The organism is Bradyrhizobium sp. C-145 (assembly GCF_023375135.1).
GTDB classification, from domain to species: Bacteria; Pseudomonadota; Alphaproteobacteria; order Rhizobiales; family Xanthobacteraceae; genus Bradyrhizobium; species Bradyrhizobium zhanjiangense.
Genome location: NZ_CP088150.1, coordinates 6,101,170 through 6,113,764 on the forward strand (window position 1 = coordinate 6,101,170; position 12,595 = coordinate 6,113,764).

Annotated in this window: 12 protein-coding genes; 5 read left to right on the plus strand and 7 right to left on the minus strand. The window is 64.6% G+C overall.

The features are described from left to right. Positions 1-173 precede the first annotated feature (173 nt). Positions 174-1,157 (plus strand): AraC family transcriptional regulator, encoded by a 984-nt coding sequence (locus tag LRP30_RS28870; protein ID WP_249756925.1) that lies wholly within the window; start codon positions 174-176, stop codon positions 1,155-1,157. 136 nt (positions 1,158-1,293) lie between these two features. Here LRP30_RS28870 and LRP30_RS28875 read toward each other — a convergent pair whose 3' ends face one another. Next, the gene (locus LRP30_RS28875) at positions 1,294-3,615 is read right to left on the minus strand and encodes a molybdopterin guanine dinucleotide-containing S/N-oxide reductase (RefSeq protein WP_249756926.1); all 2,322 of its coding nucleotides are present in this window, start codon (positions 3,613-3,615) and stop codon (positions 1,294-1,296) included. A gap of 241 nt (positions 3,616-3,856) precedes the next feature. On the opposite strand from LRP30_RS28875, the gene LRP30_RS28880 reads away from it, so the two are divergent. After that, on the plus strand, positions 3,857-4,207 hold the full coding sequence (locus LRP30_RS28880; protein ID WP_249756927.1) for a RidA family protein: 351 nt from the start codon (positions 3,857-3,859) through the stop codon (positions 4,205-4,207). Positions 4,208-4,276: 69 nt separating this feature from the next. Next, the gene (locus LRP30_RS28885; protein ID WP_128945285.1) at positions 4,277-4,546 is read left to right on the plus strand and encodes a hypothetical protein; all 270 of its coding nucleotides are present in this window, start codon (positions 4,277-4,279) and stop codon (positions 4,544-4,546) included. Between the two features lie 7 nt (positions 4,547-4,553). Here LRP30_RS28885 and acdA read toward each other — a convergent pair whose 3' ends face one another. From acdA to LRP30_RS28915, 6 genes are all read right to left on the minus strand, one after another. Beyond that, positions 4,554-5,732, minus strand: a complete 1,179-nt coding sequence (gene acdA, locus LRP30_RS28890; protein ID WP_249756928.1) for a 3-sulfinopropanoyl-CoA desulfinase — start codon at positions 5,730-5,732, stop codon at positions 4,554-4,556. A 16-nt stretch (positions 5,733-5,748) separates the two neighbouring features. Further along, positions 5,749-6,321, minus strand: coding sequence for a peroxidase-related enzyme (locus tag LRP30_RS28895; protein ID WP_128939329.1), 573 nt, complete (start codon positions 6,319-6,321; stop codon positions 5,749-5,751). 34 nt (positions 6,322-6,355) lie between these two features. After that, a complete protein-coding gene (locus tag LRP30_RS28900; RefSeq protein ID WP_245473491.1) occupies positions 6,356-7,000 on the minus strand; it encodes a TetR/AcrR family transcriptional regulator in 645 nt (214 codons plus the stop codon). A 115-nt stretch (positions 7,001-7,115) separates the two neighbouring features. Then, entirely contained in the window at positions 7,116-7,793 is a 678-nt protein-coding gene (locus LRP30_RS28905; protein WP_249756929.1) for a cupin domain-containing protein, read from the minus strand. An 89-nt stretch (positions 7,794-7,882) separates the two neighbouring features. Beyond that, on the minus strand, positions 7,883-9,109 hold the full coding sequence (locus LRP30_RS28910) for an MFS transporter (protein ID WP_128932412.1): 1,227 nt from the start codon (positions 9,107-9,109) through the stop codon (positions 7,883-7,885). Then, the gene (locus LRP30_RS28915) at positions 9,110-10,429 is read right to left on the minus strand and encodes a tetratricopeptide repeat protein (RefSeq protein WP_249756930.1); all 1,320 of its coding nucleotides are present in this window, start codon (positions 10,427-10,429) and stop codon (positions 9,110-9,112) included. It abuts the gene before it with no gap. Positions 10,430-10,636: 207 nt separating this feature from the next. Between LRP30_RS28915 and LRP30_RS28920 the strand changes: the two genes are divergently transcribed. Further along, positions 10,637-11,386, plus strand: a complete 750-nt coding sequence (locus LRP30_RS28920; protein WP_346016179.1) for a helix-turn-helix transcriptional regulator — start codon at positions 10,637-10,639, stop codon at positions 11,384-11,386. Between the two features lie 155 nt (positions 11,387-11,541). Further along, on the plus strand, positions 11,542-12,543 hold the full coding sequence (locus tag LRP30_RS28925; protein WP_249756932.1) for an alpha/beta hydrolase: 1,002 nt from the start codon (positions 11,542-11,544) through the stop codon (positions 12,541-12,543). The last annotated feature ends 52 nt before the right edge of the window (positions 12,544-12,595 follow it).

Sequence of the window (12,595 nt, forward strand, 5' to 3'; positions counted from 1 at the left end):
AATTGGGACGTTCATACAGCCTCCTGCGGCGAGCTGTCACAGCGCTCGCACTCACACAACAACTAACAACTCCTAATCACCACTAACGGGCGCCCTGGCGCGCACACGCGTACTCTCGGACCATAGCGAACTTGCGCACCGCAAGCCGCCGATGAGACGAGAGAGAACGAACGATGTTCACCGACATGCAGGCACACGCCTGGGCCGATCTTCGAGCCGTCAACCGGAATCGCGAAGCCATTCGAGCGACGCAGGCATTCGCCCGGGAAAGCCGATGGCGTCAAATCGACCGCAGCGCGGAGACGTCAAGCGAGGACATCACGATCTCGCGATGGGAAGATTCCCGTGGCGCTTCGTCGCACGAAGCGACGACCCCCGAGGATCGCTATTTCGTTGGCATCGCCCTGAAGACCACGCGCGCAAGGCTGACCCGGGACCGTCAAATCGTTTTCGACGGTACCATGCCCGCAGGCACGCTCTATGTCACAGCACCGTCGAAGCCTCTCCGCGCGCAATTCCAGTCGCCATGCGCTTTCCTGCACTTTCATATCTCCACGGATCATTTTCCAGCGCAATTCCCCGCGACCCAAGGACTGAATGACCTCGTCCTGTTGCGCGACCCGCTCGCTGCGGAGCTTGCCAAGGCGCTGATCGAACGGGGTCACGCCGCGGACCACCAGTTCATGCGCTGCCTCGGCCAGACTCTTGCGATGCATCTCGCCCGGTTGGAGCCGCCGCGCGTCAGGGTCAATGCCTTGCCGAAATGGCGGCTGCGGCGGGTCGAACAATACATCGCCGATCATTTCGACCGCTGCATCAGCCTGGCCGAGCTCGCCCATGTCGCCGGCTTGTCCAGAATGCACTTTGCGGCCCAATTCCGCGCCGCGACCGGTTACCGCCCCCGCGAATATCTTCTCAATCACCGGATCGAACGTGCGAAGGCGCTGCTCACGACCACCGAGCGGCCCTTGGCGGAGATCGCGCTTGCCGTCGGCTTCAGCACGCAGGCGCATTTTTCCACCGTCTTCAAGCGCATCAGCGGCCAGTCTCCGGCACGCTGGCGCCTCGCCAGCAAGGGTGAGCGAGCTGAGGCAGAAGCGCCTCCGCAGCGGCGTGCTGCTCGGGAGAGGGACTGGATCGCCAGCGTGGCCGCGTAGCGACGCGCACGCGGTCTCTACTTCATCATTGCGAGATGCCGTGGCCCGGATGGAGCGAAAGCGTAATCCGGGAAGGTGCCGATGAAGAGAGCGGTCCCGGATTGCGCTACGCTCCATCCGGGCTACGATAAAAGCCCTACACCGGATCGAACGCCCGGATCGGGGGCAGATTGCCCGTGAACTTCTCCACCTCGACCGTCGTCAACTGCCCCGTGCAGCCCTGCGCCAGGGATGAGGTGCCGACGTCGCGGGTGAGCACGTTCGGGTTGCCGTGAACGCAGAGCGGCGCGTCGTCCTCGGGATCCATCGGGTCATACCAGGCTCCGGTCGGAAGCTGCACGACGCCGGGCGCGATGCCGTCGGTGACGTGGACGGCGGCAAGGCAGGCGCCGCGGTCGTTGAACAGGCGGATGATGTCGCCATCCTTGATGCTGCGTGCGGCCGCATCGCGCGGGTTCATGCGCGCGACCTCGCGGCCGCGATGTTTTGCGGCAAGCGAATGGCCACCGAAATCGAGCTGACTGTGCAGGCGCGTCACCGGCTGGTTGGCGACGAGGAAGCACGGTGCTCCAGGCCTCGGCATATCGGACTTGTCGAGCCAGACCGGATGGCCCGGACAATCCGCATCGCCATGGCCCGCGATCTTCGCCGAGAAGATCTCGATGCGGCCGCTCGGCGTCGGCAGGGCGTGACCTGCGGGATCCTCACGGAAGCGGCGCAGCCGGCCGCCGTCATCGGGCTGCTGCGGCACGACCAGGCTGCCACGCTGCCAGAATTCGTCGAAGCTGGGCGCCTCCACGCCACGCTTGGCGAGCGAGGCGCGGGTGGGCTCATACAGATGTTCGAGCCACTCCCGAGAGGTGCGGCCTTCCGTGAAGGGTTCGCGCGCGCCGACACGTTCGGCGAGATCGGCGAAGATATCATAGTCGTCGCGCGCGAGCCCAAACGGCTCGGCGATCCGGTGCATCGCGACCATCAAGGGGTCGTTGGTGGAATAGCCGATGTCCTCGCGCTCCAGCGTCATCGTTGCGGGCAGCACGATGTCGGCGTGCCGGGCCGTCGCGGTCCAGCCGAGCTCGTGCACGACCAGCGTGTCGACTTTCGCGAACGCCTTGCGCAGGCGGTTGATGTCCTGGTGATGATGGAAGGGATTGCCGCCGGCCCAGTAGACGAGGCGAATGTCCGGATAGGTGCGCGTCTCGCCATTGTAGCGATAGGTGCTTCCAGGGTTGAGCAGCATGTCGGCGATGCGCGCCACCGGAATGAAATCGGCAACGCCGTTGCGGCCCTGCCCCAGCGTCGGGCCCGGCACGTCGTTGACGCGGCGGCCGTAATAGCCGATCGCCCCCAGCGAATAAGCATAGCCTCCACCGGAAAGACCGACCTGGCCGAGCGCTGCCGCCAATACCAGGCCCATCCACACCGGCTGCTCACCATGCTCGGCGCGCTGGAGCGAATGCGAGACGGTGATCAGCGCCCTTTTCCCGGCGAGCCGGCGCGCCAGCGCGCGGATGGTGTCCGCGTCGACGCCTGAGATCGCGGCGGCCCATCCAGCATGCTTTGCTTGCCCATCGCTCTCGCCGGTGAGATAACGCAGGAAGACGGGCCAGCCTTCCGTGTAGCGATCGAGGAAGGCCTGGTCGTGTAGACCTTCGCTCACCAGCGTGTGGACGATGCCGAGCATCAGCGCGGTGTCGGTGCCGGGCACGCAGCTCATCCATTCGGCGCCAGCTTCGACCGGCAGATCGTCGCGCAGCGGGCTGACCAGGACGAACTCGCAGCCGCGCCGGCGCGCCGCCGCCAAGGCACCGCGCTCGACATGCTTGCTGATAGAGCCACCGGCGACCATGGAGTTCTTCAGCGCCATGCCGCCGAACGCCAGCACGATCTCGGTATCCGCCGCGATCTGCTCCCAGGTGACGTTGCGCTTGGTGATGTCCTCGTATCCGCAGAGGATCTGGGGCAGCAACACCGAGGACGCGCCGGAGGAGTAGGTGTTGACCGAACGCACATAGCCGCCCATCGCGATGTTGAGGAAGCGATGCACCTGGCTCTGGGCGTGATGAAAGCGGCCCGCGCTCGACCAGCCATAGGAACCGCCGAACACAGCGCCGGGGCCGCGCGTGTCGCGGATGCGCGCCAGTTCGTCCCCGAGCAGATCGAGCGCCTTCTCCCAGCTCACGGAGACGAATTCGTCGCGGCCGCGGCGATCGTCCGGGCCGGGACCGCGCTCGAGCCAGCCGCGGCGGATCGCCGGCTGGGCGATGCGCGCCCGGTGGCGCAGCGCGCCGGGGAAATTGTCGATGATGCCGTTCGGATCGGGATCCCCCGCATAGGCCCTGACCTCGAGTGCGGCCGCGCCTTGGCGCGCCGAGAACACGCCCCAATGCGACGTGTGCGGCTTGAAGCCGTCGGACAGGTCGAGGCCGGGGTCGGGAAAGCCAATCGTATCGTCCATCGCCTGATCCTTGTTCCAGTACGTGGTGGCAGTATACCGATCCACACTGTGATGTCATCGAGATCAGAGCTGACGTCTACGCTGGGCTCCCGTGCACTCTGTTGCAGCCGACGCCGCCGAATAGCGAGGTCAAGACTCACGCCGATGTCGACGGTGCCACTCGGTACGCCACAGGGTCTCGTATTGGTGGTGCAGATGTGCGATACGCCTCCCCTTCCTCACCAGCAACATCGGTCTCATCATGATCAAGCGCATCTTGCCTTACGAAGGTCTGCTCCACGAAGTGGTCGAGCATAATGGCGTGCTTTACATCGGCGGAATTGTCCCTGAAGACACGAGCCTCGACATGTCGGGCCAGGCAAACGATGTCCTCCGGCAGCTGGCGCAGTTGCTGAAGACCCTCGGATCCGATTTGGCCAACGTCTTGCAGGTGACCATCTACATGACCGACCTGAAGGAGAAGGCCGAGTTCAACACGGCCTGGAAGGCACGCTTTGCGGAAGCTCATCTGCCGGCGCGCGCCGCAATCGGCGGCGCCGATCTCGGTCCGGGCGTCAAGCTTGAGATGACCGCCATCGCTGCGCGACACTAGTCGTGCCACGGCATCCTTGTACCGGTCTTAACTTTTTGCGCCGACATCAATGTTAACGAGCGACTTTCGTTGCGCGAAGAGAATGCCCTGATACGCTCTGCGCATATCAAACGCAGCGTGTTCAAGATGATCAGATACTCATCCTACGGCACGACGAATTCTTCAAAGCAATCGCCGACGCTCGATTCTGACGATCCGCTTCGTGCCGCATATTGCGAACTGTTAGAGCTGCGTCGGCGCGTCAGGGCCGCTGAAGCGGCCATGATGACGCGAGCTAGTGATCGCAGCCGCAAGCCGACCGCGAGCCGAGCCCAGAACTGGCTGAAGCAGTCTGGATGACCCCCGCTCAATGACGGGTCTGCGGCAGCTTCCAGCCCAGAACCTTGCTCGCGACGAGCGTGCGCAGCACCTGCGCCGTGCCGCCGCCGATCGTGAACATGCGGACGTCGCGCGCCATGCGCTCGAGCGGGAAGTCGCGCGAATAGCCGCGGGCCCCGAACATCTGAAGTGCATCGTTGACGATCTTGATCGCCGCCTCGGACGCGAAGATCTTCGCCTGCGCCGCGAGGGTCGGATCGGGAAATGCGCTGCCGCCCGGGCCTCGCGACGCGGCGGCCGCATGCAGCATCAAGCGCGATGCGGTGAGCTGCGTCTGCATGTCGGCGAGCATCCATTGCAGCCCCTGGAATTCGCCGATCGGGCGCCCGAACTGCTCGCGCGTCTTGACCCATTCGATGGCGTGCTCCAGCGCACCCGCAGCGATTCCCATCGCGACAGTGCCTGCGCCGACACGCTGACTGTTGTAGGCATTGATGAGGTCGGCAAAGCCGCGCTTGAAACCCGACGGAGGCAGCAGCACCATGTCCGGCGTGATCTCCAGATCCTCGAACACGAGCTCACCCTCGGGCATGCCGCACAGTCCCATCGTCGTTTCGCGCTTGCCGATACGCAGCCCTTCGGCCTCGCCGCGCACGGCCAGGAAGCCGCCGACGCCAAGCTCCTCACCGCTCTCATCGAAGACCCGAGCGAAGATCAGGTGCAGGCGCGACACGCCGGCACCGGTGATCCAATGCTTCCTGCCGTTGAGCACGAAGCGATTGCCGCGCTTGTCGGCCCGGGTCTTCATGCCGCTCGCGTCGCTACCCGCCTCGGGCTCGGTAATGCAGATGGCCGGCTTATCGCCCGCCAGGACGAGATCGGCAGCGCGCCTGCGCTGTGCATCGGTGCCGTAGGCCATGACGGTGGAGATCGCGCCCATATTGGCCTCGACGACGATACGCGCCGAGACCGTGCACGCGCGCGCCATCTCCTCGATCACCAGCACCGTGTCGAGGAAGCTCTGGCCCTGCCCGCCATATCCCTTTGGGATGGTCATGCCCATGAAGCGCTCGGCTTTCAGCGCCTCGACAACGTCGAAGGGATATTCGCGCGATTGATCGATCTCGGCGCCGCGCTTGCGCAGCAGCCCATTCGAGAAGGCGGCGGCTCTTTCCTTCAAAGCCAATTGCCGGGATGACAGCTCCATGGCGTCGCTCCTTCTCTCAGCGGCCCATGGTATAGAATTCGGCATTCGGACGCATGCTCGTCACGTTCGCGAGCCGGTTCGACAGGCCGAAAAAGGCCGAGATCGCCGCGATGTCCCAGATGTCCTCTTCGGTGAATCCGTGCGCCGTCAGCGTGGCGAAGTCGCTTTCAGACGTCTTGTGCGCCTCGGTCGAGACCCGAACGGCGAAATCCAGCATCGCCTTCTGACGATCGGTGATGTCGGCCTTGCGGTAGTTGACGGCGACCTGATCGGCAATCAGCGGGTCCTTGGCGCGAATCCGCAAGATCGCGCCATGCGCCACTACGCAATACTGGCACTGATTGAGGTTGCTGGTCGCAACGACGATCATCTCGCGCTCGGCCTTGGTCAGATTGCCGGGCTTGTCCATCAGCGCGTCGTGATAGGCAAAGAATGCGCGAAACTCCTCCGGCCGGTGCGCGAGCACGAGAAAGACATTCGGAATGAAGCCAGACTTCTCCTGCACGGCCAGGATGCGGCTACGGATATCGTCCGGCATATCGGCGAGATCGGGAACAGGGAAGCGACTGACGGCGCGTGTTTCGGTCATGAGCTTGGCTCCTCGTTGAAGATTGGCATGACGGTCATCGCCCCTCACCTTTCGCCCGGATCATCGCAAGAAAGCGTTCGGCGAAGACGTCGAGCGCATCCGGGCGCCGTTCGAGCTTGGCGCGCAACACCGCGCCCTCCCAGCCCATCCAGAAGAACTGCGCGAGATCCTCGCAGTCGAGCTCGCTGGACATCTCGCCCGCCTCTTGCGCCGACCGCAGGCAACGGGACGTCCGCGCTTCCCAATCCCGGAACACAGCAGCGAGGCGCTTCCGGAACGGCTCGGGCAGAACACCCATCTCCTGTCCGAGATTGCCGACGAGGCAGCCGCGCCGGTAGCGATGTCTCGCCATGCCCGAGCGAGCATCCGCGATGAAATCACGCAGACGGTCGAGCGGAGCACGCTCGGTGTCGTCGAACCATCGGTCCAGCTTCCGCGCGAAATAGTTGGCATAGGCGTCGATCAGTGCGAGACCGAAGGCCTCCTTGCTGTCGAAGTAATGGTAAAATGAACCTTTTGGTACCTCCGCGGCGTCCAGGATCTCCTCGACGCCCACGGCACTGAAGCCCTTCTCGGTCAGGATCGCAACGCCGGTGCGCAGCAGCCGTGCGCGCGGCGCGTCTGGCCGTGTCTGGTCCTTGGGCGGACGGCCACGGCGACGCGGTTCGGCTGACGGCAAAATCGCTCTCATGGCGATTTATTAGACCGATCGTCTTGCAAAATCAATCCCGCGTCGTCATCGAGGCCCGGCGTCTGTCGATGAGCCCTCAACGACGTGCGGGTCGCCCCGCATTTCACGGCATTTGGCAGACGTCCGGATGCAGCAAGGGAGCGTCCTTCAGCCAGACGCTCGCGCCGTCCGCACCGCAGACGGCGCGCAGAGGCTGTCCGGCGGGCAAGCGGACCCAGCCTTGCGGGAGCAGCGTCTGATCACCAATCGACAGGCTCCCGGCGAGAACGAGCATTTCGAGCCCGCGTGCATTCTCGACCGTGACGGAACTGCCAGGCATCCAGCTCTCGAAACGCACGTTCTCAAATCCATCGTCGAACAGTTCGAGCGCGCTCGCCGCCCCCGATCGCGGCTCGCGCTGACGACCTTCCGCGGGCCGTCGTACGATCTGGTCGCGATCGCCATCCCGGAACTGCCAAAGGCGCACGAAGATCGTGCAGCCAGCCTCCGATGCGGGAACGTGCGAGGTCCCGGGCGGATTGCGGAAGTAGCTGCCCGCGGGGTAATCGCCATGCTCGTCCTGAAAGACGCCATCGAGAACGACGATCTCTTCGCCGCCGCCATGCGTATGGCGCGGAAACGCGCTGTGCGGCGCGTATCGCACGATCGAGGTGGCGCGCGCGACCTCGTCGCCGATGCGGAACAGCATGCGCCGGTCGACACCTGCCGCCGGGCTTTGGATCCACGGCAGCTGCCCGGCCTGAACGATCACCGGAACTGTCAGGTTGTCATTGATGCGCATGGCTCTTCTCCCTCATGGTCAACACCATTCTGAAATTAGCCTGGCCGGACCGCATCCGTGCGACGGCCTCCGCGGCGCGCTCCAGCATATCACGACGCCGCATCGCCGCGGCGCGCTCGTGGTGATGCCAGCGCCAGCGCGGCGACGGCCAGGAACAGAGGCGGAAACGAGACCCACAGGACCGTATTCCAACCGTAGGCGGAGAGCAGCCCACCCGACAGGAACGAGCCGAAGGTCATCGTGCCGAACACGATGAAGTCGTTCAGCGACTGGACGCGCGCCTTCTCCTCCGGGCGATGACACTCCAGGACCATCGCGGAAGCTCCGACGAAGCCAAAATTCCAGCCGACGCCGAGCAGGATCAGCGTCGCCCAGAAGTGCCCGACCTGAATACCGAACAGACCGATGGCCGAAGAGGCGGCTGTGAGCAGCAGCCCGGTCGCCACCACTCTCGATGCGCCGAACCGGGTGATCAACCTGCCGGTCCAGAAGCTCGGTCCATACATGGCGATCACATGCCATTGCAGACCAAGATTGGCAGCCTCCTGCGGCAGATTGCAGAACTTCATCGCGAGCGGCGCCGCCGTCATCAGGAAGTTCATCAGCAGATAAGAGACGACTCCGCAGACCACCGCCGCAATGAAACGCGGCTGGCGCGCGATCACGGAAAGAGGACGGCCTCTGCCCCTGTCGGCCGCGATCGACATCGGCAGACGGACCCCGGCGAGAACCGATAAGGAGATCGCAGCGACCGCGCCTTGTGCCAGATAGGTGGCCGCGAAGAGATGGGGCGGCCACAGACCCATCGTATACGTGACGAGTTGCGGCCCGATCACGCCGGCAAAGACACCGCCTGCCATCACCGCCGACAGCGCGCGCGGCCGCCGCTCTGGCGCCGCGCAATCGGCGGCCGCGAAGCGAAAGGACAGCACCACCGCGGCGTAGACACCGCCGAGAAACGTCGCCGCACAGAACAGGCCGAACGAGGCGTGTAGAATCGCGAGCGATGCGATCAGGCCGGAGAGGACACCGCAGCCGGTGCCGATCATGAAGGTCGCGCGTCGCCCGTAACGTTGCGCGACCGCTCCGGCGGGCAAGGTGCAGGCGGCCATCCCGACCACGAAGATCGAGATCGGGAGAGTTGCCAGCGCCTTGGTGGGCGCCAGCATGTCACCGATCACTGCGCCGGTGGCGTAGACGATCGTCGAATTCGCGCCGGCCAATGCCTGCGCGACGGCGAGCCTTGCGACATTGCTGCGCTCAAAACGGAACGCGGGCGGAGCCTCCACCCGCCCTTGCACGGCAACTTCTGACATTCAGACCTCGATTTGGCCGCGCCAGCGCGCATCGCGCTGCGACGGACGGCGGTGAAGGCGGCGATCGAGCAGATCGCGTGCCTTGGCGGAATCGCCGCTTCGCATGAAAGCGAGCAACAACATGTCTTCGATGATTTCCCTCTGGGCGCCGCTGCCGCCGACCCGCGCGACGTCTGCGGCCACCGGCTCGAGAATCCGCATGCATTCGGCGTAGTCGGTGTTCGCGAACGCGAGCGCGGCCCGGCCGATGGCTGGCACGACGGGACCAGCCGGCAGCACGCCGTCCGCGACACGTTGCGCATTCGCCTTGATGTGGTCGACGGCAGCGGCGTGTTTTCCGGTCGCGGCGGCCAACAAGGCCGTGTGCAGTTCGACGAATGCGAGACCGGGAGTCGGATAGCGGGATCCGGCGTAGCTCTCGACCTCCTCCCACATGCCGGACGGCACCTCGTGGCCATACGCCTGAAGTCTCCACAACAAGGAGACCGTGTCGCTCAAGACATTGATCGGCAGACCGAGCGAGGCCGAAGGCCGAACGTATTTGGAATAGATCGCCAGGGCGTGTTGCGGATCGTCGCGCTCCAGCGCCGAGAGCGCCGCGTGCCAGGCCAGATGACCGTGAAGCATCCCTGCCCGATCATACTCAGGCAACCAGCCTTCGAGCAGCGTTTCGGCTTCGTCCTTGGCGCCCTGCTCGAACATCGCATGCGCGACCGCATGCGCGGCGTTCGCGTTGGCGCGGCGCCGTTCGAGACCACGTTGCGCGAGGTCGCGACCTCTCGAGACCGATCCGTTCTCGGCATGTGACCAGCCGCGATAGGTCAGGAACCACCAGTCGTCCGCGTCGTAGCGACCCGCCACGCGTTCGCAGAGATCCACGCGCGCCTGGTCGTGACCGATCATCCCCGAGAACGCGAACAGGCCGAACGCGCCGAGCGGCAGAGAGAGGATCAGGACGTCGCGCGGCCACGCGTCCAGATGCGCGAGCGCGCTCTCCAACGCCTGGGTGGACTGGCCGGTCACCGCGAGCGCGAGGACCGCCACATGACTGATCTCACGCGGCGAGCCGTTTCGCGCGACGATTTCCTGTGCAGTCGCGATCCTTGCGCGCGCTTCCGCGGGCTCGGCCTTGATCGCGTGCAGACGTGCGAGGGCGGCGTGCGCCAGCGCGAAATGTGGATCGAGTTCCGCGGCCTGCCGCAGCGTGTCATCCGCGCCCGGCCACGCTGACAGAAGCAGATCGATGCCGATCCGATATTGACCGGCCGCTTGCGGTGAATCTGTCGAAATCGGCAGGCCCCGGCTGTCGCACTCGGCCATGCTCCGCTCCTGATACGAGGGACGAGACGGGTCCGGCCAACGAAGTCCGCGGTGTGGCCGGCCTTGAACCCGGAGCGCTAGCAGAGCGAAAAGCGGCTGTCTTTCGACGTTTTGCCAATTTATATAGAATATCGGCCAATCGGAAACGACATGACCTGGACCCCACTATCGGCTCCGCCGGATGCCTTGCCGCCGCGCCCCATCACCATGCGCGCCCAGTCGATCCCGGCGCGGCACGAATTTCCGGAGCACGCGCACGACTGGCACCAAGTGGTCTACGCCATCGACGGCGTGCTCATGGTGACCGCGGAGAATCGTTCCTTCGTCATCTCGCCCGAACAGGCCGTCTGGCTGCCGCGCGGCGTTCGCCATCGGGTGGGCTCCCTTCTCGGCGCCGAGTTTCGCAGCCTGTGGATTGCCGTCGACGCCGGGAGCAATCTGCCATCGGCTCCGACAGTGCTCGCCGTATCTCCCCTGCTGAAGGAGTTGATCGTGGAGGCCGCAGCCATCGAAGGAAGCCAGGATACCGACGGCTACCCCGATCGTGTCGCGACACTCATTCTCGATCAGCTCGGCAGGGCCCGCGCGCTGACGGTGGGATTGCCGTGGCCGCGCGGCGAACGCCTGCTGCGCCTTTGCGAAGCGCTCTACGTCGATCCGGCCGATTCCCGAACTTCGGATGATTGGGCCAAGGCGCTCGGCATGTCGTCGCGCACGCTGACGCGCCAGTTCGAAGCGGAAATGGGTTCGAGCCTGCGATCATGGCGGCGACGGGTGCGGCTGCTGCGCGCCATCGAGCTGTTGAGCAGCGGCACGGGAGTCACGGAGACCGCGCTGCAACTGGGCTACGGATCCGCATCCGCGTTCGTCTACGCATTCCGGACGGAAATGGGATCCAGTCCGCACGCCTACATGCGAAGAGCGACTGGCGAGCGGCGTGCCGCCGACATTCGCTGATAAGGATCTGAAGCGGAGAGTTCCGGCGAAGCAGTTTCCTCGGAACCATCGAAGCCGAGCTCAGTTGGGGGCAGATTGGGTTGGGGCCCTCCGCAACAACAACAAGTCGCGGTGCTCAGGGATATCCTCGTCTCTCAACAAGATGGACCCGCTCAATGAGACGCTTGCTCAGATTCCTGCCTGTGCTGGAAGCAACATTCATTCTGATGGTCACCGGCGCACTGGCACAGGAGACTCCATCCCCTCTTGCCTCGCGCACTGGCCTGCCGGCCAACTTCGAACGAATCTTCACGCACGGCTTTGCCGAAGCCAATGGAGTTCGACTGCACTATGTCATCGGCGGTCCGGCCAATGGCGACCTGATCGTTCTGCTGCACGGCTGGCCGCAGACCTGGTACACGTGGCGGAATGTCATGCCTGCGCTCGCGGGCGCGGGGTACCGTGTCGTTGCGGTGGACTATCGCGGCGCTGGCGAGTCGGAGAAGCCGCAGGGCGGCTACGACAAGGCGACGATGGCTGCCGACATTCGCGCACTGGTCCGCGAACTGGGCGGAAGCCATGTTAACCTCGTCGGACGCGACATCGGCGTGATGGTCGCCTATGCCTATGCCGCGCAATGGCCGGATGAGGTCGTCAAGCTGGCGATGCTAGACGTTCCCGTGCCGGCCACGCGGATCTGGGATGAAGCCAAGCACAAGCCGGACCCCGAGCTCTGGCATTTCGGCCTGCATCAGCAGCGCGATATCGCTGAGCTCCTCGTGAGCGGTCACGAGCAAGCCTACATCTCGGATTTCTACAAGAAGAGACTCGCAGCGCCTGTTGCGGACGAAGACATCGCGATCTATGCGCGTGCCTATGCGGCCCCCGGAGGCCTTCGCGCGGGGTTTGAGCTCTATCGGGCTTTTCCCGAGGATGAACGGCGCTTCAAGCAATTCATGCAGAAGAAGCTCCCGATGCCCGTCCTCGCCTTGGCCGGCGAGAAGAGCAACGGCTGGGCCGAAACGGAGATGGCGAAGGAGCTCGCCACGAATGTGCGCGGAGATGTTGCACCACGCACCGGGCATTGGTTGCCGGATGAGAATCCGACCTATGTCTCTCAACATCTCCTGGCATTCTTCGCTGGCGGCACGACCGGCAGCACGGCGCGGACACCCTGAATAGAGTGACGAATGGCTGCGGCGAGAGGCAACGCTAAAGCGCGATGAGATT